The organism is Pseudomonas sp. NBRC 111139 (assembly GCF_001753955.1).
GTDB lineage: Bacteria > Pseudomonadota > Gammaproteobacteria > Pseudomonadales > Pseudomonadaceae > Aquipseudomonas > Aquipseudomonas alloputida.
Window position 1 is genome coordinate 48,667 of the sequence record NZ_BCBP01000039.1, and the last position, 26,031, is coordinate 74,697.

The following is a 26,031-nucleotide window of genomic DNA, read 5'->3' on the forward strand; positions in this document are numbered from 1 at the left end:
TAGAGGAACCGTTCAGAAAGATGGAAAACTGGCGCTGAACGGTAGCACATCGCCGCCAGCGCCAGTTTATTGACTCAGGCCGGTTTGGCCTGGGCAATTACCTCTTCCAGGCGTTCCTTTTCTGCCTTCTCGATGTCTTCCTCGCTGATCATCTCGGCAATTTCACGCAGGCGCTCCACCACCCGAGCGTTGACGCTGCCCTCGGTGAACAGCCCCTTGTCGTCGAGTACCCCGGCCTCCTCGCCCACCAGCAGGCTCAGCGCCTCATCAGCCTGGCTGACCGCGTAGACGTGGAACATGCCGTTCTCCACCGCCTGCAACACGCGCTCATCAAGCATCAGGGTGGCGACGTTGGCACGCGGAATGATCACCCCCTGCTCGCCGGTCAGGCCACGCGCCTCGCAGAGGCGGAAGAAGCCCTCGATCTTCTCGTTCACCCCACCCACCGCCTGCACTTCACCGAACTGGTTGATGGAACCTGTGATGGCGAAGCACTGCTTGAGCGGCGTGCGCGACAAGGCCGAGATCAGCGTGCAGGCTTCGCCCAGCGAGGCGCTGTCGCCGTCCACGTAGCCGTAGGACTGCTCCAGGGCGATGCTCGCGGAGATCGCCAGCGGGAACTCCTGGGCATAGCGGCTGCCCAGGTAACCGGTGAGGATCATCACCCCTTTGGAGTGGATCGGCTGGCCAAGGTTGACCTCACGCTCGATATCGACAATACCGCTGCCGCCGGGGTAGACGGTGGCCGAAATACGCGCGGGCATGCCGAACGCCGAGTCACCCACTTCCAGCACGGTCAGGCCGTTGCACTTGCCGATGGCCGCGCCTTCTGTGTCGATCAGGATGATGCCGGCGAGCATGTCGTCCAGCACCCGTTGCGACACACGGCCGGTACGGGTGGCCTTGGCCTTGAGCGCACGCTCGATGTGGCCTGCGTCGGTCATTTCGTCACTGGCCAGCTGGCGAATGAAATCAGCCTCGCTGACCAGCTGGAACAGGTCGCCGATACGCGCCGACAGGCGTGACTGGTTTTCAGCCAGACGCGCACTGTAGGTGGCCAGACGCGCCACCGCGTCACTGGTCAGCGGCGCCATGCCCTCTTCGTTGGTGCGGGTGCGCAACAGCTGGGCGAACTGCTCCAGGTTCTCGTCGACCATCGGCATGTCTTCATCGAAGTCCACCAGCACGCGGAACATCTCCTGGAAGTCCGGGTCGTGGTCCTGCAGTGCGTAGTACAGCTGGCGCGAGCCGATGATCACCAGCTTGACGTTCAGCGGAATCACCTGCGGCTGCAGGCTGACAGTGGCAACACGGCCCAGCTCACCGATCGGCGACTCCATCTTCAGCTTGCGCGACTGCAGCGCACGCTTGAGCGCGTCCCATACGAACGGCTCGCCCAGCATTTTCTCGGCTTCCAGAATCAGGAAGCCGCCGTTGGCCCGGTGCAGCGCGCCTGGGCGCAGTTGGCGATAGGAGGTATACAGCGCACCTTGGTCGGTGCTGTATTCGATACGGCCAAACAAATTGTCGTAGGTCGGGTGCGGCTCGAACACCACCGGCGCACCACCGTCAGCGTGATGGCCCACCACCAGGCTGGGCGCGTACTGCTCTTCGAGCAGCTTGCGGGCCACGGCGTCGGACTTGCTGTCATCGACCAGTTGCTCGACCAGCGTACGCAACAGGTTCAACTGCACCGATTGCAGGTAGGCGCACACCGCCGCGTTTTCGGCGTACTTTTCCGACAGCGGCGCCAGCAACGGCTGCAGCGCCAGGGTGATGGTTTCTTCGTTGAGCTGGCGCAGCTGGTTGTTCGATTCGCGCTTCCATTGCGGCAGGCTGGCCAGCTCTTCGTTGAGGCGCTCCTCAAGCAGGGCAATGTCCTCGTGGAACTGCTCGCGCACCTCCTCCGGCAATTGGGCAAATTCAGCTTCATCCAGCGCCTTGCCATCCGCCATCGGCGTGAAGGCGACGTTGCTGGCATCGCGGTACAAGGCCACGTCCTTTTCCAGCGACGCGCGCTCGATCACATCCAGAGCACGGTCATAACGCTGGTTGAAAGCGCGGTCGATGGCGCCCTTCTTCTGCTGGTAGGACGGGTGTTCGAACACCGCCGGGAACGTCGACAGCAGGTTGTCGATCAATCCGCCCATGTCGCTGATGAACTCGGCGGCGCTTCCGGACGGTAGCTCCAGTGCACGTGGTTCACGGGTGTCGTCGAAGTGGTTGACGTAGACCCAGTCGGCCGGGGTCTGCTGGCGCTTGCCCTCGGCCTTGAGGTAGCGCTTGACGAACGAGAAGCGCCCGGTGCCGGGCTCGCCCATCACATACACATTGTAACCAGGACGCGGCATGGCCACGCCAAACTGCAGGGCCTCGACAGCACGTTCCTGGCCCAGAACTCCGCGAAACGGCTCCAGATCGTCGGTATGGGTGAAAGCAAACTGCTCGGGGGAGAAACGCCGGGTCAGGGCTTCAGGCGCAAGACGCAGGCGCGCAGCGACAGGATCGGGCATTGGGTTTCCTTACTTCGGCGGGCAGATACGCAGCATTCTGGCGCTGCCCGCGCGCGCCTTGCAAGGCTCCACGGGACTTTATGTCGCAGCCGGTGCAGTCCTGTGACAGCAAATTTTTCGCAATCAACAACGCAACCTTTAGATCGTGCCTAAACTCCAAGCTGCGCGGGTGGGTGAAAAGCTTTCCCGACCTGGCAACCGAGTTGCCAGAAACCCTGACCCTTGGTTAAGACAAAGAGAACAAATGCTATGAAACGGATTCTTCTGGGTACTCTGTTCACCGTGGTCTCGCTGAACGCCATGGCCGAAGCGCCTGGCGGCCCGAACTGCGGCTGGGGCAACATGCTGTTCGAAGGCCAGCGCGGCACGCCGGCACACTTCCTGGCCTCTACCACCAACGGCACCTCCGGTAACGCCACCTTCGGCATGACCTCCGGCACCAACGGCTGCTCGACCAAGGCTTCGCTGACCTACGGCGGCAAGTCCTGGTTCGCCATGAACGGCATGATGAACGAGCTTTCCGAAGACATGGCCATGGGCCAGGGCGAAGCACTGACCACCTATGCCGTCGTTCTCGGCGTAGCACCGGAGGACCGCAGCTACTTCAACTCGGTCACCCACCAGCACTTCAACCAGATCTTCAGCAGCGCCGACGTCACTGCCGAAACTGTCCACAGCAACACCCTGGCCGTTCTGAAGAGCGACCCCCGTCTGGCCAAATACGCTACCGAGGCCTAAGCACAGCTGCTCCCGCCCCAACCGGGGCGGGTTTCGCCTTTTTCGGCATCGTCAAGAAGTAGTTGCCCGATATGCTCAAACGCCTCGCTGCCCTGGCGCTGTGTGCCTGCGCCCCTGTTCATGCCGCCCCCCTGCTGGATCCAGGCCGTCTCCAGCAATTGGCCAATACCCCTTACTGGCTCGCCATTGGACATTACGAAACCGCCAAGCTCGGCGGCTGGCGCAGCTATGTGGATGATGATGCGTTCTTCCTCGCCGAAGATGGCGCGCACCATCCGGACCAGGAACTCAAGGCTACGGTCGATGCGCTGTATGCCCCGGCCAGTCTCGGTGACAAGCACGCCCAGTGCGTTTTCCCCGCGCGCACCCGCTGGCTGCGCGAACAGCTCGACCTGCAAGACTTGCCACAACCGGACTGCCAGGAATTCAAGACCTGGTACCAGTCGATCGACCCGCACAGCGCCGCGTTGATCTTCCCGGCAGCCTACCTGAACAGCCCGTCGTCGATGTTCGGGCACACCCTGCTGCGCATCGACCAGTCCAACACCCGCAGCGACGACACCACGCTGCTGAGCTACGCCATCAACTTCGGTGCCTATATCGAAGGCAGCGACAACAGCATCCTGTACGCCTGGAAAGGCCTGATGGGTGGCTACCCGGGGCTGTTCGCGCTGATGCCCTACCAGGAAAAACTGTCCGAATACCGCAGCTTGGAAAACCGCGACCTGTGGGAATACCAGCTGGACCTGACCCCCGAAGAAACCGGACGTATGGTCGAGCATGTGTGGGAGCTGAAGCAGATCCAGTTCGACTACTTCTTCTTCGACGAAAACTGCTCCTATCGCCTGCTGGAGCTGCTGCAAGTGGCCCGGCCAAGCCTGGACCTGACGTCTCAGTTCCCGCTGACCGCCATTCCCACCGACACGGTAAAAGCCGTGAAGCAGTCCGGCCTGGTCGCCAGCGAAACCTACCGCCCCTCTCGCGAACGTGAATTGCTGGCCAGGGCCGAGCCACTCGACCCCAACGAAAAGCGCCAGGTGCTGGCTGTAAGCGCCGACATTGCGCAATTGCAAAGCCCTGAATTCCAGGCCCTGCCTCGCGAACGCCAAGCGTTGGTGCAAGATGCCGCGTATCGTCTTGAGCGGTATCGGGCCAATGGCCAGGAACGCGACCCAGGGCAGGCCAAACGCAGCTTCGAGTTGCTGCGGGCGATCAACAGCAACCCGCCGCCGCCCCTGCAGATCAAGCGCCCCGGCCTGCCCGAGGATGGCCATGACTCGCGCACCTGGCAACTGGGCGTGGGCACCCGTGAAGACCGCGCCTACGCCGAATATGGCCTGCGCATGGCCTACCACGACCTGAATGACAACGCCTATGGCTTCCCGCTGGGCGCACAGATCGAAATCCTGCAATTGAAGCTGCGCCAGTACGAAGGCAACGATTGGCAGGTGCAGCGCCTGGACCTGGCCACCATCCGTTCACTGACACCCCGTAACGAGCTGCTCAAGCCTTGGTCATGGCAAGTGGCTGGGGGGCTGGAGCGGGTGCCGGGCAAGCATGATGACGAAGTGCTGGTGAGCCATGTGAATGGTGGTGCTGGCGGCACCTGGCAGCTGGCCGACGGTTTGCTGGGGTTTGCCTTGGGCACGGTGCGGGTCGAGCATCACAACGACTTCGCTCAGTTCATTGCCCCGGCGGCTGGCTTCAATGGCGGGCTGCTGTGGCGCAACGGACTGGGCAACATGACGCTGGAGGCCAAGGGCGATTACTTCACCAACGGCGAAGTGCGACGCAGTGTGAGCCTGAACCAGCAGTGGGAGATCAGCCAGAACCTGGGGTTGCGGCTGAGTGCCTCGCGGGAATTCAGCCACTTGGCTACGGCGCAAAACGAGGTGATGCTGGAGCTGAAGTGGTATCACTACTGAGGCCGTTTTGCGGCCTTTCGCGGGCACGCCCGCGAACTGGCCAGTTAAGCCAGCAAAGCAGTGTGACTGAACCAACTCTTTGACACTGTTTTGACACCTACCCGACAAACCGCCACCTAGACTTCCCATCATCAACTGGAGGGCTTTGTGGCTATGTCGCGGTACTGGTTTGGCGTGTGCATTGCGTTGTTGCTGTCAGGTTGCGAAACCACCCACGAGCAGATGGTCAACCACGGTTACCCTCCTGCCTATGCGGATGGCTTCCAGGACGGCTGCAGCAGTGGCCGCCAGGCGGCCGGGCTGATGGTGGGCAACTTTCGCAAAAACGTACCGCGCTACCTGCACGAGCGTCAGTACGAAACCGGCTGGGACGATGGCTTCCGCCAGTGTCACGCCATGCAGAACAGCGAAGAACAGCGCCAATACCACGAGCGCTTCTGGGACCAGCGCGACCGCGAGTGGGAACAGGAAAAGGACCGCGGCGCTGCCAAGGCCTATCGCCACAACTGAGTCGCAAACGGACATTCCTTTAAACCGGCGGCCTGCCATGATGGTCTCACGCACAAGGAGGCCCTGCATGAGCCGAGCATTCGTCAACGAAGACCAAGCCGCCGCCCAGGCCGACCAGCCGGTCGAGCGGCGTATCAGCGAACAGCCCAACTATGTGACGGCCAGCGGCCTGCGCCAGCTGCAAACGCGGGTGGCCGAGCTGAATGCCTTGCGCAGCGAACTGCAGGCGCAGGGCGAACGGGGTGACAAACAACGGCTGGCCGATACCGAGCGGGATCTGCGCTACTTCAGCGCGCGGGTGCAAAGCGCCCAGGTGGTACCCGCGGCGACTTCGCATAGCAAGGTACAGATTGGTAGCCGGGTGCGATTTGTCGACGCGCAGGACCAGGAGCAGGTGGTGCAGCTGGTAGGCGAGGATGAGGCGGATGCCGGGCACGGGTTGATCAACTGGGGTTCGCCACTAGGGCGGGCTTTGCTCGGGGCTGGGCCGGGGGATGAGGTGGTCTGGCGGCGGCCGGTGGGGGAACAGGTGATAGAGGTGGTTGAGATTCTGGGCGAGGGTTGAGGGCCCTGGGGGCTGCTTTGCAGCCCATCGCGACGCAAGGCCGCTCCCACAAGCTGGACTGCCACCGAGAAATTGGACACCAATCCAACCCTTGGTAGCCTGTGAGAGCCTGTGAGAGCCTGTGAGAGCCTGTGAGAGCCTGTGAGAGCCTGTGGGAGCCCGTGAGAGCCTGTGGGAGCGGCCTTGCGTCGCGATGGGCCGCAAAGCGGCCCCCTACGGTCTCAGATCAGACCACGCCCTGAGCCAGCATCGCATCGGCCACTTTCACGAAGCCCGCGATGTTCGCCCCTTTGACGTAGTTGATACGGCCATCAGCCTCTTCACCGTAGTGCACGCATGCATGGTGAATAGACTGCATGATGTTGTGCAGCTTGCTGTCCACTTCACCGGCCGTCCACAGCAGGCGCATGGCGTTCTGCGACATTTCCAGGCCCGACACGGCTACGCCGCCCGCATTGGAGGCCTTGCCCGGGGCGTACAGAATGCCGGCGTCCAGGAAGATATCCACAGCCTCGAGGGTAGTCGGCATGTTGGCGCCTTCGGCCACACAGATACAGCCGTTACGCAGCAAGGTGCGGGCATCTTCGGCGCCCAGCTCGTTCTGCGTGGCGCATGGCAGGGCGATGTCGCACGGCAGGCTCCACGGGGTCTGGCCCTTGCGGAACTCCAGGCCGAATTGCCCGGCCAGCTCGCTGATACGTCCACGCTTGACGTTTTTCAGCTCCATCAAGGCGTCCCACTGAGCGTCGGTCAGCCCGGCTTCTGCATACAAGGTACCTTCAGAATCAGACAGCGAGATCACCTTGCCGCCCAGGTCCATGACCTTACGCGCAGCATACTGGGCGACGTTGCCCGAACCAGACACCGCCACGCGGCGGCCGTCGATACGCTTGTCCTGACGCTTGAGCATTTCTTCGGCGAAGTAAACGCAGCCATAGCCGGTGGCTTCCGGGCGGATCAGGCTGCCGCCATAGGTCATGCCCTTGCCGGTCAACACCGAGGTGAACTGGTTGGCCAGGCGCTTGTACTGGCCGAACATGAAGCCGATTTCGCGGGCACCCACGCCGATGTCACCGGCCGGTACGTCGCAGTCAGCGCCAATGTGTCGATACAGCTCGCTCATGAACGCCTGGCAGAAGCGCATCACTTCGGCGTCGCTCTTGCCTTTCGGGTCAAAGTCCGAGCCGCCCTTGCCGCCACCCATGGGCAGCGAGGTCAGCGAGTTCTTGAACACCTGTTCGAACGCCAGGAACTTCAGCACGCTGAGGTTCACCGACGGGTGGAAGCGCAGCCCGCCCTTGTACGGGCCAATGGCACTGCTCATCTGAATGCGGTAACCGCGGTTGACCTGCACCTTGCCCTGGTCGTCGACCCAGGAGACGCGGAACAGTACGGCGCGCTCGGGCTCGACCATGCGCTCGAGGATGCCGGACTGCAGGTAGTGGGGGTTGGCTTCAAGGAATGGCCACAGGGTGCGCAGCACCTCTTCCACCGCCTGGTGGAATTCCGGCTGGCCTGGGTCACGCTGCTTTAGGCGTGCAAGGAAATTGTCGACAGATTCGATCATGGTAGACATCTCACCAAGAGGATTGGACTTATTGGTTTTTTTCAGAAATGTACCAAGAAGCAATCGCACCGGAATAGGGCGAAATGTCGTTTTTTTGAAATTATTTGGTGCGTTTTATGTAAGTGTATACAAAATACACCTTCGCCTCGCCCTTTATAGCGGTCCGCCAGGCACAAAAATGGGGCCCCTTGGGGCCCCATTCTTGTGCATCAGAAAACCAGCTTACTGGGCCAGTTTCTTGTGCCGTACACGGTGCGGCTGGGCTGCTGCATCACCCAGACGCTTCTTGCGGTCGGCTTCGTACTCGGTGTAGTTACCTTCGAAGAACACCACATTCGAGTCGTCTTCGTACGCCAGGATGTGAGTAGCCACACGGTCCAGGAACCAACGGTCGTGGGAAATCACGATCGCGGCGCCCGGGAAGTCCAGCAGGGCTTCTTCCAGCGAACGCAAGGTTTCGACGTCGAGGTCGTTGGACGGTTCGTCGAGCAGCAGAACGTTACCGCCTTCCTTCAGGGTCAGGGCCAGGTGCAGGCGGCCACGCTCACCACCGGACAGGTCCTTGACGAACTTCTGCTGATCGCCACCTTTGAAGTTGAAGCGGCCAACGTAGGTACGCGAAGGGATCTCGTAGTTGCCGATGCGGATCTGGTCGGAACCGTCGGAGATCTGCTGGAACACGGTCTTGGCGCCGTCCAGGTCCTCGCGGCTCTGGTCAACACAGGCCAACTGCACGGTTTCACCGATCTCGATGCTGCCCGAGTCCGGCTGCTCCTTGCCCATCAACATGCGGAACAGGGTCGACTTACCGGCACCGTTACCACCGATAACGCCCACGATGGCACCTTTGGGCATGGCGAACGACAGGTTGTCGATCAGCACACGGTCACCGTAGCCCTTGGTGACGTTCTTGAACTCGATAACCTTGTCACCCAGGCGCGGGCCGGCCGGGATGTAGATTTCGTTGGTTTCGCTGCGCTTCTGGAATTCCTGCGACTGCATTTCTTCAAAGCGCTGCAGACGGGCCTTGGATTTGGACTGGCGCGCTTTGGCGCCTTTGCGCACCCACTCCAGTTCCTCTTTCATGGCCTTCTCGTGGGCGCTCTGCTGCTTGGATTCCTGCGCCAGACGCTCCGACTTGGCTTCCAGCCAGCCCGAGTAGTTGCCTTCGTACGGGATGCCGGCGCCGCGGTCCAGCTCCAGGATCCAGCCGGCGACGTTGTCGAGGAAGTAACGGTCGTGGGTAATGGCTACCACGGTACCCGGGAAGTCGTGCAGGAAGCGCTCCAGCCAGGCCACCGAGTCGGCGTCCAGGTGGTTGGTGGGTTCGTCGAGCAGCAGCATGTCGGGGGCCGACAGCAGCAGGCGGCACAGGGCCACACGGCGCTTCTCACCACCGGACAGGTGTTCGATGCGCGCATCCCAGGCGGGCAGGCGCAGGGCGTCGGCAGCGACGTCCAGCTGGCGCTCCAGGTTGTGGCCATCAGCGGCCTGCAGGATGGCTTCCAGCTTGGCCTGCTCGGCGGCCAGCTTGTCGAAGTCGGCATCCGGCTCGGCGTAGGCCGCGTAGACCTCGTCCAGGCGGGCCTGGGCGTCCTTGATTACGCTGACCGCTTCCTCGACCACTTCACGCACGGTCTTGGTTGGGTCCAGTTGCGGTTCCTGTGGCAGGTAACCCACGTTGATGTCGGGCATCGGACGGGCTTCGCCGTCGAATTCCTTGTCGACGCCCGCCATGATCCGCAGCAGGGTCGATTTACCGGCGCCGTTCAGGCCAAGTACGCCAATCTTGGCGCCAGGGAAGAACGACAGGGAAATGTTCTTGAGAATTTCCCGCTTCGGCGGCACGACCTTGCTCAGCCGATGCATGGTGTAGACGTATTGAGCCAAAACCAAGCCCTCTAATCAGATAGGTAAAGACATCGCCGATCGCCCCGGCACGCGGTGGCCAGTGGGATGTGTTTACGGGGTGTCATTGAACAAAGTCGACCATTCTACGCCAACGCGCGGCGTTGCATAGGAGGGGCCGATGGTGGGGTGTGATCAGTGCGGTCCCTGGGATGAATTCATTGCCTGTGCCGGCCTCTTCGCGGGCATGCCCGCTCCCACAGAGTCACCACAGAGTCTGAAGAATCCACGATTCCTGTGGGAGCGGGCGAGCCCGCGAAAGGGCCGGCACAGCAGCCGAAGAGGCTCAGACGTGACGCTGCTTGGCCTTGCCCCGCGGCAAGCGGCAACGGTCGCCCTGCTCGGCCAGGCGTGCGGCCCAGGCGGACTTCACGCTGAAGCCGCCGCTGCGGGCAGGGTGCTGCTCGGCCGCCTTGGCCGGTTTGCCAGGTGCAGGCGCAGTGCTGACCACCTTGGCTGCCGGCTTGACCGCCGGTACTGCAACAGCCGGCTCTGCTGCCACCTTGGCGGTCTTGCGCAGTTCAGCCAGCGATGGGGCCTTGCTTTTGGCGGCAGCGGCCGCCTCGGGTTTGCCCAGCGAACGCTGGCAAGACTTGCAGGATACGTCCTCGGTCACGGCAGTACTGACAAGGGTCTGACTGCTGCGCCCGCAGGCGGAATCGAGGCCATTGGAGGAAAAGTGAGTAACCAAAAGCGAACATCTCCGATGCGTTGTCATGTATAGCGGGCGCTATTCTCGCACAGGTTACAGGGGCTTGCCGAACCACCGGGCAGCCACCACCGGTCAACATGGCTGGCACTTCGCCATAATCCGAGGCATGCTAGCCGGTTTCGGGTGTCCGGCTTTATAGTGCGCCACCGCGGTGCGCAAGCCCGGCGCCGGCACGCTCCGTGCACGATCATTCCCTGCCATCGCCAGCCCAATCGCAGGATCAACGCTTGACCAACCTTACTCATCCGTCGTCATTGCGTTCCGCCCCACAAGCACCCGCAACTATCCTGCGCGGGTCGATCAAGGGTGCGCTGGCGCTGCTGGCCCTGATCCTGCTGGGCCTGCTGCTGTGGCAGCTGTTCGCCCAGTTCAATCATACCCAGGCCGAATTGCGCAAACAGAGCCTGGACGCCTCCGCGGAACTGGCCGACCATCTGAGCCTGAACATGGCGCTCAAGGCGCAACAGGCCGTAAACGTGGTGCAACCCTACCTTGATGCACCAACACCTGCCGCCCTGCCCAGCCTGCTCGGTACCCTGCGCGAGCGCCTCCCCGCCCTGCAGAGCATGGCCTGGCTGAACAACACAGGGCAGCTACGCGCCGACAGCCTGGCCGGCAGCCCCGACCGCCAGTCGCTTGACGAGTTGCTCGTGCTGAGCCAGGGACGCCCGTACTTCTTCACCAATTCGGCCGACAACCACATCCTGTACCTGTTGCTGCGCCAGGATGCCTCACAGGGTAGCGGCTACTGGCTACTGCGCCTGTCACCGGACTATTACCGCGAGCTTACCCTCCACCTCGAGGGCAGTGGCCACCCGCAGTGGCTGCTGGAAAACAGCCGCAGCGGCGAGGTGCTGCAGCGCCATACCGCAACCGACACCAGCGACGAGCCGCTGCAAAGCGTGATGCTGGCCTTTATCGAAAACAGCACCTGGCAGCTACGCGGTCTGTTCGACGCCAAACTGGCCCGACAAAAATTATTGCCGGCGCTGTTCGGCAAGTGCCTACTGGTGCTGTTCTGCGCCCTGCTGCCGGTGCTGGCGCTGATCAACATGCGTCGCCGCCAGCGGGCGCTGCAGGAAGACCGTCGGCGTTATCAGGAAATTTTTGAAGGCACCGGCGTTGCCCTGTGCGTGCTCGACCTGTCCAGCCTGCCTGGCCAGCTCGATCGCTACCACCTGCGTAACCGGGCCGCACTCAAGCACAGCCTGGCGCTGGACCCGAACCTGCGCCGCTCGCTGCTGCTGGAGCTGAAGATCACCGAGGTCAACCAAGTGGCGCGCCAGCTGCTGAACATCGACTGCCACGAAGGTGCCTGGCAGCGGCTGATCAATGGCACTGGCGACAGCCGAGACAGCGTCGGCATGCAACTGATCGACGCACTGATCGAACAACGCCCGCTGCTGGAGCTGGAAGTGCGCTTGCCGACACCGCAGGGCGACGAGCTGCACCTTTGGCTGATGGCCCGCCTGCCGCTGCAGCGTCGTGATCACCAGGCGGTGATCCTCAGCATCAGCGATATCACCAGCCGCAAACAGGTGGAGCTGTCGCTACTGGAACGCGAAAGCTTCTGGTCGGACGTGGTACGCACCGTACCCGACCAGTTGTATGTGCAGGATGTGCCCAGCCAGCGGATGATCTTCAGCAACCGCCACCTCGGCCAGACCCTGGGCTACGACCGCACCGAGCTGGCACAGATGGGCGACCGCTTCTGGGAGCTGCTGCTGCACCCCGAGGACGCCGCACACTACCAGGCACTGCGCCAGCAACAGCGCGACAGCGGTCATGACCAACCGCTGCACTGCCAGCTGCGCTTCCGCCACCGCGACGGAAGCTGGCGCTGCTACGACATCCGCGAGCAAGTGCTGACCCGCAACGCCGAAGGCCTGGTGACGCGCATCATCGGTGTGGGCAAGGATGTGACCGTTCAGATCGAGGCCAGCCAGTCGCTACGTGACAGCGAGCAACGCTACCGCATGCTCGCCGAAAGCATCAGTGACGTGATCTTTTCCACCGACAACCAGCTCAAGCTCAACTATGTCAGCCCCTCGGTACAGAGCGTGCTGGGCTACCAGGCCGACTGGATCTTCGCCAACGGCTGGCAGTCGATCGTCGCCAACCCGGCCCAGCTCACCGGAGTCTACAGCCTGATGGAGCGTGTCAGCAAGGCCATGGGCGATCCGGCGCAGATGGCGCAACTGTGCAGCCAGTTACCCACCCAACTGTTCCTGTTCGACTGCCTGCGTGCCGATGGCCGCAAGATCCCGATCGAGCTGCGCCTGGTGCTGGTGTGGGACGATGACCAGCGCTTCGAAGGCGTACTCGGGGTGGGCCGCGACATCAGCCAGCAACGTCGTGCCGAAAAAGACCTGCGCATGGCCGCGACCGTATTCGAACATTCCACGTCGGCGATCCTCATCACCGACCCGGCCGGCTATATCGTCCAGGCCAACGAGGCGTTCAGCCGCGTCAGCGGTTACGCCGTCAGTGAAGTGCTCGACCAATTGCCGGGCATGCTCACTGTCGACGAACAGCAGGAAGGCCACCTGCGCTATGTGGTCAAGCAACTGCACCAGCGCGGCAGCTGGGAAGGTGAGGTGTGGCTCAAGCGCCGTGACGGCGACCACTACCCGGCCTGGGTCGGCATCACTGCGGTACTGGACGACGAAGGCGACCTGGCCAGCTACGTGTGCTTCTTCACCGACATCAGCGAACGCAAGGCCAGCGAACAGCGCATCCACCGCCTGGCCTACTACGACGCCCTTACCCACCTGCCCAACCGCACACTGTTCCAGGACCGTTTGTACAATGCCCTGCAGCAGGCCGAGCGGCAGAAGGCCTGGGTGGTGCTGATGTTCCTCGACCTAGACCGCTTCAAACCGATCAACGACTCCCTCGGCCATGCGGCCGGCGACCGCATGCTCAAGGACATGGCCCTGCGCCTGCTGGCCTGCGTGGATGACGACGACACGGTGGCACGCATGGGCGGCGACGAGTTCACCCTGCTGCTGCAGCCGCGCCCCACCCGCGAAATGGCCCTGAACCGCGCCATCCACGTGGCCGAGAACATCCTCGGCAGCCTGGTGCGGCCGTTCGTGCTGGAAAACCGCGAGTTCTTCGTCACCGCCAGCATCGGCATCGCCCTCAGCCCGCAGGATGGCAGTGAGCTGAGCCAACTGATGAAGAACGCCGACACCGCCATGTACCACGCCAAGGAGCGCGGCAAGAACAACTTCCAGTTCTACCAGGCCGAAATGAACGCCAGCGCCCTGGAGCGTCTGGAGCTGGAAAGCGACCTGCGCCATGCCATGGAGCAGAACGAGTTCATCCTCTACTACCAGCCGCAGTTCAGCGGCGACGGCAAGCGCCTGACGGGCGCCGAAGCGCTGCTGCGCTGGCGTCACCCAACCCGTGGCCTGGTGCCGCCGGGTGACTTCATCCCGGTGATCGAAGAACTGGGCCTGGTGGTGGACGTGGGCGACTGGGTGCTGCGCGAGGCCAGCCGCCAGCTCAAGGCCTGGCACAAGGCCAAGGTGCGAGTGCCGAAAGTGTCGGTGAATATTTCGGCGCGGCAGTTCTCAGACGGCCAACTGGGCACGCGGATTGCCAACATCCTGGAAGAAAGCGGCCTGCCGCCGGCGTGCCTGGAACTGGAGTTGACCGAAAGTATCCTGATGCGTGAGGTGAACGAGGCGCTGCAGATTCTTGCCAGCCTGAAGAACCTCGGCCTGAGCATTGCGGTAGACGACTTCGGCACCGGCTACTCGTCGCTCAACTACCTCAAGCAGTTCCCCATCGACGTCCTGAAGATCGACCGTACCTTCGTCGACGGCCTGCCCGAAGGCGAGCAGGACGCGCAGATTGCCCGGGCGATCATCGCCATGGCCCACAGCCTCAACCTGGCAGTCATCGCCGAGGGCGTGGAAACCCACGAACAGCTGGAGTTTCTGCGCGAGCATGGTTGCGACGAGGTGCAGGGCTATCTGTTCGGGCGGCCGATGCCGGCGCATCAGTTCGAGGCGCAATTCTCCAACGAGACCTTGTTCATGTTCCATTGACCCGCACGCTGCCTGCTCGCAAGGTCCCGGTAGGACCGGGTTTACCCGCGAACACCGGCGAAGCCGGTGCCATCTACCGCGCCGGCTTCTTCGCGGGTAAACCCGCGCCTACACGTACGGTGTCGCGACACAATCCTGCATAAAAAGCGGACTTCCAGGTCAACTCCTGCCCCCGCCCAGCCCAGAAACGGCGCGGGATGCAAGATGAAGCCCATTGGTCTGCGACTTGACGCCACTTCATATGCCAGCCGCGAATCAATCGGTTAGAATGCACACCCAAATTACCCCGATCCTTGAGGACCGCCATGTTCAGCCGTGATTTGACCATTGCCAAGTACGACGCCGAGCTCTTCGAAGCCATGCAGCAAGAAGCTCTGCGCCAGGAAGAGCATATCGAGCTGATCGCTTCGGAAAACTACACCAGCCCGGCAGTCATGGAAGCCCAGGGCTCGGTCCTGACCAACAAGTACGCCGAAGGCTACCCAGGCAAGCGCTACTACGGCGGTTGCGAGTACGTCGACGTCGTCGAGCAACTGGCCATCGACCGTGCCAAGGAGCTGTTCGGCGCCGACTACGCCAACGTACAGCCGCACGCTGGCTCCCAGGCCAACGCTGCCGTCTACCTGGCCCTGCTGTCGGCCGGTGACACCATCCTGGGCATGAGCCTGGCACACGGTGGCCACCTGACCCACGGTGCTTCGGTAAGCTCCTCGGGCAAGCTGTACAACGCCATCCAGTACGGCATCGACGGCAACGGCCTGATCGACTACGACGAAGTCGAGCGCCTGGCTGTCGAGCACAAGCCCAAGATGATCGTTGCCGGCTTCTCGGCCTACTCGCAGGTTCTGGACTTCGCCCGCTTCCGCGCCATCGCCGACAAGGTCGGTGCCTACCTGTTCGTCGACATGGCCCACGTTGCCGGCCTGGTTGCCGCTGGCGTGTACCCGAACCCTGTTCCGTTCGCCGACGTGGTCACCACCACCACCCACAAGACCCTGCGCGGCCCGCGCGGCGGCCTAATCCTGGCCCGTGCCAACGCCGACATCGAGAAGAAGCTGAACTCCGCCGTCTTCCCGGGCGCCCAGGGCGGCCCGCTGGAGCACGTCATCGCGGCCAAGGCCATCTGCTTCAAGGAAGCCCTGCAGCCAGAGTTCAAGGCTTACCAGCAGCAGGTCGTGAAGAACGCCCAGGCCATGGCCAGCGTGTTCATCGAGCGCGGTTTCGACGTGGTTTCCGGTGGCACCCAGAACCACCTGTTCCTGCTGTCGCTGATCAAGCAGGAAATCTCCGGTAAGGATGCTGACGCCGCACTGGGCAAAGCCTTCATCACCGTCAACAAGAACTCGGTACCGAACGACCCGCGTTCGCCGTTCGTCACCTCGGGCCTGCGTTTCGGCACCCCAGCCGTGACCACCCGTGGTTTCAAGGAAGCCGAGTGCAAGGAACTGGCCGGCTGGATCTGCGACATCCTGGCCGACCTGAACAACGAAGCGGTGATCGACGCCGTCCGTGAGAAGGTCAAGGCCATCTGCAAGAAGCTGCCGGTTTACGGCAACTGATTGGCGCTTGCCTGAAGTGAAAAAGCCCGGCCCAGTGCCGGGCTTTTTCGTTTGATTTCGTTTGTTTCACACGCACTGCTGCTCTTTGGAGGAGCAACTGTCTTGCTCAATTTGTAAAAGCTGGCGCGATCCCTGTGGGAGCGGCCTTGCGTCGCGATAGGGCCGCGCAGCGGCCCCAGGATCGCGGCATCATGCATAGATTGCAGGGGCCGCTTTGCGGCCCTATCGCGACGCAAGGTCGCTCCCACAAAGACCGCGTTCCCAGTTGATCACCGCACAGGCCACACCTTGACCAGAGAACAACTCGAGACCCACCAGATCCCGATCTACTTCGCTGCCGTGCTCGCAGCCGTTGCCTTCGGCTTGATGGCCAGCCACAGCGCACGGCATCTGGAAGCCCTGATCACTCCCGCCATCGCCGTGTTGATGTACGCGATGTTCCTGCAAATACCCTTCCTCGACCTGCGCCAGGGCCTGGGTAACCGCCGCTTCATCACGGCCCTGCTACTGGCCAATTTCATGCTCGTTCCGCTGCTTGTCTGGGCCATCACCCGCGGGCTGGTGGAACACCCGGCGATCCTCGTCGGTGCCTTGCTGGTGCTGCTTACGCCCTGCATCGACTACGTGGTGGTGTTCACCCACATTGGCAAAGGCGACTCACGCCTGACACTGGCCGCAACCCCCCTGTTATTGCTGGCGCAACTGGTGCTGCTGCCGGTGTACCTGGCCCTGATGCTGGGTGGCAGCAGCCAGGTGGCAATCTCCATCACCCCGTTCCTGGAAGCCTTCGTGCTGTTGATCGTGTTGCCGATGGCCCTCGCGGTACTCACCAGCGCCGGTGCCCGGCGCTCGCGCGCAATCGCGACATGGAACGACGCCTGGGCGTGGTTGCCGGTGCCGGCGATGGCCTTGGTGCTGATGGTGGTGATCGCTTCGCAGATTGCCGTGGTACTGCGTGATTTCGACCGTTTGCTGCCGGTGGTTCCGGTATACATCGGCTTCATGCTGCTGGCGCCGGTGCTCGGCTTCATCTGTGCGCGCCTGCTGCGCCTGCCGGCCAGCGAGGCACGCTCGGTGACCTTCAGCGCAGCCACGCGCAACTCGCTGGTGGTGCTGCCGCTGGCGCTGGCGCTGCCAGAAGAGATGCGCGGGTTGGCGGCGGCAGCCGTGATCACGCAAACCCTGGTAGAGCTGGTGAGCGAACTGATCTATGTACGGGCGGTACCACGGTTTGTGCGTTGACCCGTGGTACTCGTCATAGAGAAAAGGGCTATTCGGGGCACACAGCGAACACCTGCACCTCTACCAGGTAGCCAGCCCCCAGGGCGGCGCCCACGCAGGCCCGCACCGGTTTTGCAAAGCCTTGCAACCAGGCGTCGTACACTTCGTTGACCAGGTCGAAGTGGCGGTAGTCGGCAAGCCACATCTGAACCCGCGTCAGCTGCGCCTTGCCGACGTTGGCTTGCACCATCAGGCCGTCGATCACGCTCAGCGCCTGACGCAACTGCCCCTGCACATCCTGTTGCAGGTCATCCGCCACGATGCCTGCCGTTTCAAACAGGCCCCTGTAACTGACCGCCAGTGACATCCGCGCGCTTGATCCGTAGCGAGTGATCATCGAGGTGCCCTCCCCCTCAACCCATCTGGTTGAAACAGACGACTTTGGGTTGGGTCATGTCCTCGTAGGCGAACCGCACCCCCTCACGCCCAAGACTCCCATACTTGGCCCCACCAAATGGCATGGCATCGAAGCGGTAGTCGGAAGAGTCGTTGATCATTACACCGCCGGCCTCGATACGCCGGGCCAGGCTCAACGCCAGCGACAGGTCGCGGGTGAACACACCGGCATGCAAGCTGTACTCCGGGGCATTGGCCAGCGCTATCGCCTGCTCTACAGTCTCGAAGGGCGCCAGCATCACCACCGGCGCAAAAACCTCTTCGAGCCACAGCCGGCTGACGGGGTCAACGCTTTCGAGCACTGTCGGCGCATAGACCGCACCCTGACGCTGGTGGCCGCAGAGCAGGCGGGCACCACCCTCAAGCGCCTGGTTGACGCGTGCTTCGATCTGCCGTGCAGCCGCTTCGGTGATCATCGGCCCCATGTCGGTTTCGCGCCGGCCCGGATCGCCCCAGACCATCGCCTGGGTCAATGCCACAAAGCGTGCACGAAACGCCTCGTAGATCGAGGCATCCACGAGAATGCGCTGGGTGCCGATGCAGTTCTGCCCGGCGGCCCAGAACGCGCCCGACACACACGACTCGACCGTGGCTTCAAGGTCGCAGTCCTTGAGCACCAGCACCGGGGCGTTGCCGCCAAGGTCCATGGCAAGTTTTTTCAAGCCAGCCCCGTGCGCAATCTTTTCGCCCGTCGCGAAACCGCCCGTAAAGGAAACCATGCGCACCTCACGCACAGCCACCAGCGCCTTGCCCAGTTCGGCGCCCCCTGTGGCTACGGTGACGACGGCCTCCGGCAACCCTGCCTCCACCAGGTACTGCACCAGTTTCAGGGCAGAAAGAGGGGCCAACTCCGAGGGTTTCAGAATGACCGCATTGCCCCCTGCAAGTGCTGGCCCCAGCTTGTGCGCCACCAGGTTGAGCGGGTCGTTGTACGGGGTAATGGCCAGGATCAACCCCAACGGCTCGCGGGTGAACCAGCCCTGACGCGATTCGGAGCCTTCATAGGCATCGAAAGGCACCACCTCACCGGCGTTGCGCCGCGCCTCTTCGGCAGACAGCTTGAGCGTGTTGATGCAGCGTTTGACCTCTTTTTCGGCCTGGCGCAGGGTCTTGCCCGCTTCATCGACGATCAGGCCGGCAAAGTCTGCCGCATCCCGTTCAATGAGCTGAGCGGCGTGCTCCAGAATAGCGGCCCGGCGGTGCCGGGGCAGCGCCGCACTTTCACGCCCCCCCTGACGGGCACGGGCGAGCAAGGCAGGCACCGCTTCTGCACCGAGGTTGTCGACGCTGCCAACCAGGCTGCCATCGAAGGGGTTGTACACATCGATCAAGGCGGGTTGCTGAACAAGCGCCCGCGATACGGAAGTCAGGCTCATGAACGTTGCTCCTCAGGCCGAATGGCCGGCGGTGTGAATGGCGACAATGTCCGACAGCAGGGCAAAAGCCGTTTCGATGCGCCCCGCCCCCGGGCCGGACACGGTTACAGCCCCCAGCAACTCGGTGTCGAACGCCAGCGCATTGGTGGCGCCTGAAATACCCGCCAAAGGGTGATGGCCAGGCAACAGCTTCGCTTCGACGCTGGCTCGCACCGAGCCGTCAGCTTCACGGCGGGCGCTGCCGATCAGCTTCCAGCGCTCGCCCGCCGCCTGTGCCCGCTCGATAGCTGCGCTGTCGATGGCACTGATACCGCTGCAGGCCACATCACCCACCTGCAAACAGGCGCCGAGCAACTCATTGGCGAGGATCACCACCTTCAGGCGTACGTCATGGCCTTCCACATCGGCGGTCGGGTCAGCCTCGGCAAAGCCCAGCGCTTGTGCCTGGGCCACCGCCTCGTCGAAGCCAAGCCCTTCCTCCATGCGCGTGAGCACATAGTTAGAGGTACCGTTGAGAATGCCCTCGAAACCTACCAGGCCCGCGCCCGCCAGGGTCTGGCGCGCCATGCGCAGCACCGGTGTGCCGCTCATGACGGCGCCTTCGTATTCGAACGACACATTGTTGGCCTTGGCCAAGGCCTTGAGCGCCTGGGCATGCAAGGCAATCGGCCCCTTGTTGGTGGTGACCACGTGCTTGCCCGCCTCCAGCGCCCAGCGGCAGAAGGTTGCCGCCGGCTCACCGTCCTTGGGGTTGGTGAATGTGGCCTCGGCGATGATGTCGGCGCCTGATTGCTTGATCACCGCCTCATTGAACGCCTCGGCCGAACCTTGAGGGATTTGCGCCAGCGCGCCCTTCTGGGCCGGCAGCGCGGCCAGCATGGCGGCATCCAGGCCGTCGCGGTCGATCACCGACCCCAGGAACAAGTCGGTGACACCAACGATTTTCAGGCCAAAGCCCAACTCGTGCTGCCAGCGCGCATTGCGTTCGGCGATCAGTTGGGCAAGCGCGCGGTTAACGCCACCAAAGCCAACGAGTGCAATTTTGTATTCGGTCATGGTTTGCTGTCCTGTCCAGGCAGTGGGTCGATGAGGACTAGCGTAAGAGCCGTGCACTGCCAGTTGAATATGGCAATCCGCTGTATTTATTGGCCAATCTGGCCAGTGCAAAGCGCGCACCTGCGCCAGGGCAAAACGCACAACGCCGCCTGGGCGCGAACCCAGGCGGCGTTGTGCTAGCCAATGCAAAGACGCGGTTCAGACCACCGCGGCCAGGACGAACGAAGTCACCGTGTTCTCCACCCCGGGCATGGCAGCGATTTCCTTCCACACATGGTGCACCCGCTCCGGGCTGGAGGCCTCGACGCGCAACATCAGGTCGAACTCGCCGCTGAGCACTTCACACTGGATCACCTCGGGGATCTGGCGCAGCGCATCGAGTACCGCCTCACCGCGCATGCGGTCATAGCGGTAGACGAAGATCACCGCATTGATCAACGACGCCGGCCGTCTGCCCTCACCGATGCGCAGGGTATAACCCTGAATGGCGCCGTCGCGCTCCAGCCGCTCGATGCGCTGGCGTACCGCATTGCGCGACAGGTTCACCTTCAACCCCAACTCGGCGTGGGCAATACGCGCATTGGCGGTGAGCTCGGCGAGAATGCGCTCGTCCAGGGGGTCGAGGATGCGCTTCATCGCCCAGCCTGCAACCGGGCCAACAAGGCATGAACACCGGCCAGGTCGTCAGCTGCCAACAGCGGCCCATCACCCGCTGTGCCGACCGCGCCGGCGGGCACCTCACCGTGCCAGGCCCCCAGCTCCGCCAGCAGCCCGGCAGACTTTTCGGGGGCAAACTGCCCCAGCGTGACGATGGGCGCACCGATGTTGCGCCGGTGCAGGCGCCCGGCGAATACCCCTGTCGCGGCATGAGGGTCTACTGCGCTGCCCGTTTCGTGGAACAGCGTGACAATTTCTTCGCGAATCAGCACGTCGTCCACGGCATAGGAGTCGAACAGCATGCGCGCATGCAACCACTGGCGGTTGCCGATGCTCAGCTCGCCACACGCCTCGAAGTGCTCCATCAGTGCCCGGGTTGCCCCGCCATCGCGGTCATACAGTTCCCAGACGAAGCGCTCCAGGTTGGAGAACAGCGAAAAGTCCATGACCGGTGACAAGGTCTGGCTGGTTGAACCACGGCTGTAGCGGTTGCAGTGGATGAACCGGTGCAAGGCATCGTTGCGGTTGGTGGAGACGATGATCTGGTTGATCGGCAGGCCCATTTTCTGGGCAATGAACCCCGCGTAGATCTCGGCAAAACTGGCCGTGGGGATGCTGAACCCGACCGGGCGTATCCCGCCACCGAGCTGCAGCGCCGCATGGAAATAGAACACGATCTGCGCCAGCACACCGACCCAGTTGGTGGAGTTGAAGCTGACCGGAATCAGCCCGGGGCATGGCCAGTCACGCAGCAGCGCCGACACCAGCGACTGGCAATCGTCAAAGCTGCCATCCACGGCCACACAGCTTACGCTGTCGGACGCGGCGCTGCGCATCACTGCCGCGCGGTCGGCGGGCGTGCCTGCGCTGGGGTATAGCGCCAGCAAGCCTGCTGCCGGGCAATGCCGCAACGCTTCGATAGCCGCTACTGCGGTATCGCCGTTGCTGGCACCGACCAGCATGACCCGCTCGCACTCCGCCCCCAGAAAGTGCCGGACAAAACGCGCCTGCAACTGCGCGGCAAAGTCCTTGGAGGACCGGGTAGGCCCATGGAAAAGCTGCAGGATCCATTCGTTATGGCCAAGCTGCTGCAACGGCGCAATGCCGCGGTGGCGGAACCCGCGATAGCTATCGCTGACCAGCGCCCTGAGGGTAGGCTCGTCGAGGGTATCGCCGACAAACGGTGCCATCACCCGCCAGGCCAGTTCGTCGAAGGGCAACCACGACCAGCTGGCAATTTCCTGTGGGCTGAACACCGGCACCGAGATGGGCACATAAAGCCCGCCATCGTCGGCCAGGCCAGAAAGCAATGCCGTGCGGAAATCGACCCGTGTCTCGTTGCCGCGCGTGGATGTGTACTGCATCGGTGCTCCAGATAGCTACGTAAATTAACGATGCGCCATGGCCACCAGCCAATGGCTGAACGCCTGGGCATCGGGGGACAACGCTTCACCCAGGCCGCGTACCAGGAAAAACGACTCGCTTGCCTCGATACGCTGGGCAAAGGGAGCGACCAGCCGCCCCTCCTGCAGCAGGTCCTCGACCAGCGACGAGCGTGCCAGCGCCACCCCGAGCCCCAGCTCCGCCATGCGCAGGGTCGACACCAGCGTGTCGAACTGCAGGCCACTGGAAGAGTCGACCTGATCGGCGCCGACCCGCTCCAGCCAGTAGCCCCACCCCTCCTCGTAACCCAGCACATGCAGCAACGGCACACGGGCCAGGTCGCGCGGGTCGCGCAGCGGGCAACCGGCCAGCAGCGCGGGTGCGCACACCGGCACCAGCATGTCGCGGGTCAGGCGCTGCGCCTCTACCCCGGCCCACTGCCCGCTACCCCAGCGGATTTCCAGATCATCTTCGGCATCCAGCTCCTTGACCCACAGGTTGCTGATGTAGCGGATGTCCACCTGCGGGTGCGAACGCCGAAAGTCGGCCAGCCGCGGGGCCAGCCAGAAGTGCAGGAACGACAGGCTGCCCCGTACCTTCAGCGGCCGACGTTGGCGTTGCCCGAAGATTTCATTGGTGCCGACCGCAAGGCGGCTGATGGCGTCCTGCACCACCGGAAGGTAGGACTGCCCTTCTTCGGTCAGCCCCAGCCCGCGCGGCAGGCGCTTGAACAGCGCCACACCCAATTGGCTTTCCAGGTGACGAATCTGTTGGCTCACGGCCCCTTGGGTAAGGTGCAGCTCTTCTGCCGCATGGGTGAAGTTCAAGTAACGCGCCGACACTTCGAAGGCTCTCAGCCAGTTCAGGGGGGGCAGGGTTTTCTGAGTCATCGGCGGCTTCTCGTGGCTAGGTTCCGGTGGCCTAGTATCACCTGCTCAGGCGGCCTCGGAACCTGGGGCGACGATTTCCAGCGGGGCCGTACGGCGGCTGCGGTACTTGCACGTCAGCCAATAGGCCAGGTAGCACCAGGCAATGAAGGGCAAGCCGAAGTACAGGGCGACCCGCTGAGCAGGGTCGAAGGCAATGCCGACGCAGGCCAGTACGCAGCAGAAAATGGCCCCCAGTGGTACGAACGGGTAGCCACGCACCCGGAACTTGAGGTCCTCGAGCTTGCCGCCGCTGGCGATGTAATGACGGCGGAATGCGATCTGGCTGGCCGCAATGCTGATCCACACCACCACCACGGCCAAACCTGAAATCGACACCAGCGCCAGGTAGATGGTGTCGGGGGCAAACACACTGCTCAACAGCGAAGCCATGCCGCCAGCCATGCTCAGCACGATTGCATTGAAGGGTGTGCCGCGGCGCGACAGCGTGGCGTAACGGCGGGGCATGTTGCCTTGATCGCTAAGGGTCCAGAGCATGCGCGAAGCGGCGTAGAGGCCGGAGTTGGCGGCAGACAGCAGCGCGGTGATGATGACGAAGTTCATGATATCGGCCGCATACGGGATACCAATCATCGCAAAGACCATCACGAACGGGCTTTCAATAACCCCGGCCTGTTCACGCGGCAGCAAGGTGGCCAGTACAAAGATGGTGCCGATGAAGAACAGCGCCAGGCGCAGGACCGTGGTGCGAATGGCCTTGGGCACGTTCTTTTCCGGGTCTTTGGTTTCGCCGGCAGCGATACCGATCAGCTCGGTACCCGAGAACGCGAAGGCCACTGCCAGCAGGGTCATGGCAATTGACCAGAAACCGGTGGGGAACAACCCTTCACGGGTGAAATTGCCCAGCCCTGCACTGTGCGCCTGCTGGATCTCGAAGCCACCCAGAATGGCCCCGCCGCCCACCACCAGAAAGGCGATGACGGCCAACACCTTGACCAGTGACAACCAGAATTCGGTTTCGGCGAACGATCGCACCGAAATGATATTGCTGATGAACACCGCGGCGCCGAACAGCGCACTCCACATCCATACCGGCGTGTCGGGGAACCAGCGCACCATCAGGATGCCCGCGGCGGTGAATTCGGAGCCGATGGCCACCGTCCAGGTCAGCCAGTACATCCAGGCCACCATGTAACCGGTGCCCGGGCCGAGGTAACGCGTGGCGTAACTGCTGAACGAGCCGACTTCCGGCATGTGTACCGCCAGCTCGCCCAGGCACATCATGACCAGGTACACCATGATTGCGCCGAGTATGTAGGCGATGACCGCGCCCAACGGGCCGGCCTGGTTAACGGTGTAGCCCGACGTGAGAAACAGGCCGGTGCCTATCACACCGCCCAGTGCCAGCATGACGATGTGGCGGGTTTGCATATCCTGCTTGAAGGTATGCGCCGAGGCATTTCTAGTTGTGGTTGTCTGCACGGACATTGTGGGTTACTCATGAAAGTTGGCGGGCAAGGACGTAGCAACGACCTCGTCTTGGCAGAGCGAATCGAGTTGCCTTGCATATTGTTTTTGTTCGACTTCATGAAGTGGCACCCACCGCACGGGTGGGTGCTACGCGCCAGCCTCAGGCCTGCACCGGGCGCTGGCAGGTGTCTGCGTCAGCGTGCAATTCCTTTGCGACGGCCAGTTCCTCACGCACCGATGCACAGGCCTGTGCCAGGTCCGCCAGCAGGTCATCGGTTTCCTCGATGCCCACTGAAATGCGCACCAGCCCTTCGGAAATGCCCAGCGCCAGGCGCTCCTCCAAAGTGTTCTCGACATGGCTGGTGGTGCGCGCCGGGCCATAGATGGTCTCTACCGCGCCGAGGTTGCCGGCCCGGTGGGCATACTTCAGCCGCGGCAGCAAACGGGCCACGGTCGGCATGCCGCCTTTCAGCACGAAGCTGACAATGGCGCCAAACCCGCGCATTTGCGCCTTGGCAATGGCATGCCCGGCATGCGCCGGCAAACCTGGGTAGTTCACCGCTTCAACCAACGGCTCAGTGCTCAGGTAAAGGGCCAACGCCATGGCACTGGCTTGCTGCTGGCGCAGGCGCACTGCCAGGGTCTTGATACCGCGGATGATCAGGTAGGCCGAGAACGGGTCCAGCGCCGCACCGTTGATTTCCCGGTAGTGCCGCACCTGGGCCATCAACGCCTCCGCGCCGCACACCACCCCACCCAGCACGTCACCATGCCCGGACAGAAACTTGGTTGCGCTGTGCACCACCACATCCACGCCCAGCGCCAGCGGGTTCTGGTTCAGTGGGGTGGCAAAGGTGTTGTCGGCCACCACCAGTGCCCCCACCTTGTGCGCAGCGGCGCTCAGCCGACGAATGTCCAGCACCTTCAGCGTCGGGTTGGTGGGGGTTTCCAGGTACAGCAGGTCGCAACCGGCGGCAATCTCGCGCTCCAGCGCTTCAGTGTCCAAGGTATCGCACAGGCACACTTGCACGCCCATGCGCGGCAGGAACTCTTCGAAGATCTTGTTGGTACCGCCATAGCTGTCGCGGGTCGACACCACGCGTTTGCCGTTGGACAGGAAGGTGTGCAGCACGGCACTGATGGCCGCCATGCCGCTGCTGAACGCGACTGCCGACTCGGCTTGCTCCAGTTCGGCCAGTTTTGCTTCCAGCGTGGCGACCGTTGGGTTGCTCATGCGGCTGTAGATGAAGCCCGGCTGCTTGCCCTGCGCCACGTCGTACCAGGCATCGATATCGTTATAGCCATAAGCGGCGCTGACCACGATCGGGGTCTGCGTGGCGTTGTACGGGTGCTGTACCTGTTCCCCGCTCCACACGACCCGCGTCCCCACACCGGCCGCAGCATTGCCCTCGAATTTTTCGTTGTTGTTCATATCCGCTTCCCGCCCAGCTGAGTTGTGTACACCGATGC

General features: G+C 62.9%; 19 protein-coding genes. 7 read left to right on the plus strand and 12 right to left on the minus strand.

The features are described 5' to 3' along the window. Positions 1–74: 74 nt before the first annotated feature. Positions 75–2,513, minus strand: coding sequence for a Lon protease family protein (locus BJQ17_RS16010; protein WP_004575710.1), 2,439 nt, complete (start codon positions 2,511–2,513; stop codon positions 75–77). A gap of 249 nt (positions 2,514–2,762) precedes the next feature. Between BJQ17_RS16010 and BJQ17_RS16015 the strand changes: the two genes are divergently transcribed. From BJQ17_RS16015 to BJQ17_RS16030, 4 genes are all read left to right on the plus strand, one after another. Next, positions 2,763–3,251, plus strand: coding sequence for a DUF3015 domain-containing protein (locus BJQ17_RS16015; RefSeq protein ID WP_003247492.1), 489 nt, complete (start codon positions 2,763–2,765; stop codon positions 3,249–3,251). A 71-nt stretch (positions 3,252–3,322) separates the two neighbouring features. Then, a complete protein-coding gene (locus BJQ17_RS16020) occupies positions 3,323–5,176 on the plus strand; it encodes a DUF4105 domain-containing protein (protein ID WP_070096314.1) in 1,854 nt (617 codons plus the stop codon). Between the two features lie 153 nt (positions 5,177–5,329). Further along, entirely contained in the window at positions 5,330–5,686 is a 357-nt protein-coding gene (locus BJQ17_RS16025) for a lipoprotein (RefSeq protein ID WP_003247495.1), read from the plus strand. A 67-nt stretch (positions 5,687–5,753) separates the two neighbouring features. Further along, on the plus strand, positions 5,754–6,251 hold the full coding sequence (locus BJQ17_RS16030; protein ID WP_003247496.1) for a GreA/GreB family elongation factor: 498 nt from the start codon (positions 5,754–5,756) through the stop codon (positions 6,249–6,251). A 226-nt stretch (positions 6,252–6,477) separates the two neighbouring features. Here the strand turns inward: BJQ17_RS16030 and gdhA are convergent, their stop codons facing one another. The 3 genes from gdhA to BJQ17_RS16045 form a co-directional block, all read right to left on the minus strand. Then, positions 6,478–7,818, minus strand: a complete 1,341-nt coding sequence (gdhA, locus tag BJQ17_RS16035) for an NADP-specific glutamate dehydrogenase (RefSeq protein WP_003247498.1) — start codon at positions 7,816–7,818, stop codon at positions 6,478–6,480. A gap of 222 nt (positions 7,819–8,040) precedes the next feature. Beyond that, positions 8,041–9,708, minus strand: a complete 1,668-nt coding sequence (gene ettA / locus BJQ17_RS16040) for an energy-dependent translational throttle protein EttA (RefSeq protein WP_003247499.1) — start codon at positions 9,706–9,708, stop codon at positions 8,041–8,043. Between the two features lie 304 nt (positions 9,709–10,012). Next, positions 10,013–10,417: a hypothetical protein gene (locus tag BJQ17_RS16045; protein WP_004575714.1), complete on the minus strand. Its 405-nt coding sequence runs from the start codon at positions 10,415–10,417 to the stop codon at positions 10,013–10,015. A gap of 248 nt (positions 10,418–10,665) precedes the next feature. On the opposite strand from BJQ17_RS16045, the gene BJQ17_RS16050 reads away from it, so the two are divergent. The 3 genes from BJQ17_RS16050 (at position 10,666) to BJQ17_RS16060 (ending at position 17,297) form a co-directional block, all read left to right on the plus strand. Next, positions 10,666–14,496: an EAL domain-containing protein gene (locus BJQ17_RS16050; protein WP_064615048.1), complete on the plus strand. Its 3,831-nt coding sequence runs from the start codon at positions 10,666–10,668 to the stop codon at positions 14,494–14,496. Between the two features lie 305 nt (positions 14,497–14,801). Continuing rightward, the gene (gene glyA, locus BJQ17_RS16055; protein WP_003247505.1) at positions 14,802–16,055 is read left to right on the plus strand and encodes a serine hydroxymethyltransferase; all 1,254 of its coding nucleotides are present in this window, start codon (positions 14,802–14,804) and stop codon (positions 16,053–16,055) included. Between the two features lie 288 nt (positions 16,056–16,343). Beyond that, a complete protein-coding gene (locus BJQ17_RS16060; protein ID WP_070096315.1) occupies positions 16,344–17,297 on the plus strand; it encodes an arsenic resistance protein in 954 nt (317 codons plus the stop codon). Positions 17,298–17,325: 28 nt separating this feature from the next. Here the strand turns inward: BJQ17_RS16060 and BJQ17_RS16065 are convergent, their stop codons facing one another. From BJQ17_RS16065 to BJQ17_RS16100, 8 genes are all read right to left on the minus strand, one after another. Further along, entirely contained in the window at positions 17,326–17,673 is a 348-nt protein-coding gene (locus tag BJQ17_RS16065) for a RidA family protein (RefSeq protein ID WP_070096316.1), read from the minus strand. 16 nt (positions 17,674–17,689) lie between these two features. Then, positions 17,690–19,108: an aldehyde dehydrogenase family protein gene (locus tag BJQ17_RS16070; protein ID WP_070096317.1), complete on the minus strand. Its 1,419-nt coding sequence runs from the start codon at positions 19,106–19,108 to the stop codon at positions 17,690–17,692. A gap of 12 nt (positions 19,109–19,120) precedes the next feature. Then, on the minus strand, positions 19,121–20,164 hold the full coding sequence (locus BJQ17_RS16075) for a homoserine dehydrogenase (RefSeq protein ID WP_012051145.1): 1,044 nt from the start codon (positions 20,162–20,164) through the stop codon (positions 19,121–19,123). A 198-nt stretch (positions 20,165–20,362) separates the two neighbouring features. Continuing rightward, on the minus strand, positions 20,363–20,800 hold the full coding sequence (locus tag BJQ17_RS16080; protein WP_010951921.1) for an Lrp/AsnC family transcriptional regulator: 438 nt from the start codon (positions 20,798–20,800) through the stop codon (positions 20,363–20,365). Next, positions 20,797–22,185 (minus strand): threonine synthase, encoded by a 1,389-nt coding sequence (locus BJQ17_RS16085; protein ID WP_070096318.1) that lies wholly within the window; start codon positions 22,183–22,185, stop codon positions 20,797–20,799. The genes BJQ17_RS16080 and BJQ17_RS16085 overlap by 4 nt, the downstream gene beginning before the upstream one ends. A gap of 24 nt (positions 22,186–22,209) precedes the next feature. Beyond that, entirely contained in the window at positions 22,210–23,094 is an 885-nt protein-coding gene (locus BJQ17_RS16090) for a LysR substrate-binding domain-containing protein (RefSeq protein WP_014859427.1), read from the minus strand. A 45-nt stretch (positions 23,095–23,139) separates the two neighbouring features. Further along, the gene (locus BJQ17_RS16095; protein WP_010951918.1) at positions 23,140–24,579 is read right to left on the minus strand and encodes an amino acid permease; all 1,440 of its coding nucleotides are present in this window, start codon (positions 24,577–24,579) and stop codon (positions 23,140–23,142) included. Positions 24,580–24,721: 142 nt separating this feature from the next. After that, positions 24,722–25,993 carry a cystathionine gamma-synthase family protein gene (locus BJQ17_RS16100; protein ID WP_070096319.1) on the minus strand — a complete coding sequence of 424 codons (1,272 nt, stop codon included), beginning with the start codon at positions 25,991–25,993 and terminating at the stop codon, positions 24,722–24,724. Positions 25,994–26,031 lie beyond the last annotated feature (38 nt).

Coding starts and splice junctions, on each gene's coding strand:
- BJQ17_RS16090 (WP_014859427.1), bottom strand. CDS start 23,094: ATGACTCAGAAAACCCTGCCCCCCCTGAACTGGCTGAGAGCCTTCGAA.
- BJQ17_RS16065 (WP_070096316.1), bottom strand. CDS start 17,673: ATGATCACTCGCTACGGATCAAGCGCGCGGATGTCACTGGCGGTCAGT.
- BJQ17_RS16100 (WP_070096319.1), bottom strand. CDS start 25,993: ATGAACAACAACGAAAAATTCGAGGGCAATGCTGCGGCCGGTGTGGGG.
- gdhA (WP_003247498.1), bottom strand. CDS start 7,818: ATGATCGAATCTGTCGACAATTTCCTTGCACGCCTAAAGCAGCGTGAC.
- BJQ17_RS16025 (WP_003247495.1), top strand. CDS start 5,330: ATGTCGCGGTACTGGTTTGGCGTGTGCATTGCGTTGTTGCTGTCAGGT.
- BJQ17_RS16095 (WP_010951918.1), bottom strand. CDS start 24,579: ATGTCCGTGCAGACAACCACAACTAGAAATGCCTCGGCGCATACCTTC.
- BJQ17_RS16015 (WP_003247492.1), top strand. CDS start 2,763: ATGAAACGGATTCTTCTGGGTACTCTGTTCACCGTGGTCTCGCTGAAC.
- BJQ17_RS16080 (WP_010951921.1), bottom strand. CDS start 20,800: ATGAAGCGCATCCTCGACCCCCTGGACGAGCGCATTCTCGCCGAGCTC.
- glyA (WP_003247505.1), top strand. CDS start 14,802: ATGTTCAGCCGTGATTTGACCATTGCCAAGTACGACGCCGAGCTCTTC.
- BJQ17_RS16085 (WP_070096318.1), bottom strand. CDS start 22,185: ATGCAGTACACATCCACGCGCGGCAACGAGACACGGGTCGATTTCCGC.
- BJQ17_RS16070 (WP_070096317.1), bottom strand. CDS start 19,108: ATGAGCCTGACTTCCGTATCGCGGGCGCTTGTTCAGCAACCCGCCTTG.
- BJQ17_RS16020 (WP_070096314.1), top strand. CDS start 3,323: ATGCTCAAACGCCTCGCTGCCCTGGCGCTGTGTGCCTGCGCCCCTGTT.
- BJQ17_RS16030 (WP_003247496.1), top strand. CDS start 5,754: ATGAGCCGAGCATTCGTCAACGAAGACCAAGCCGCCGCCCAGGCCGAC.
- BJQ17_RS16075 (WP_012051145.1), bottom strand. CDS start 20,164: ATGACCGAATACAAAATTGCACTCGTTGGCTTTGGTGGCGTTAACCGC.
- BJQ17_RS16010 (WP_004575710.1), bottom strand. CDS start 2,513: ATGCCCGATCCTGTCGCTGCGCGCCTGCGTCTTGCGCCTGAAGCCCTG.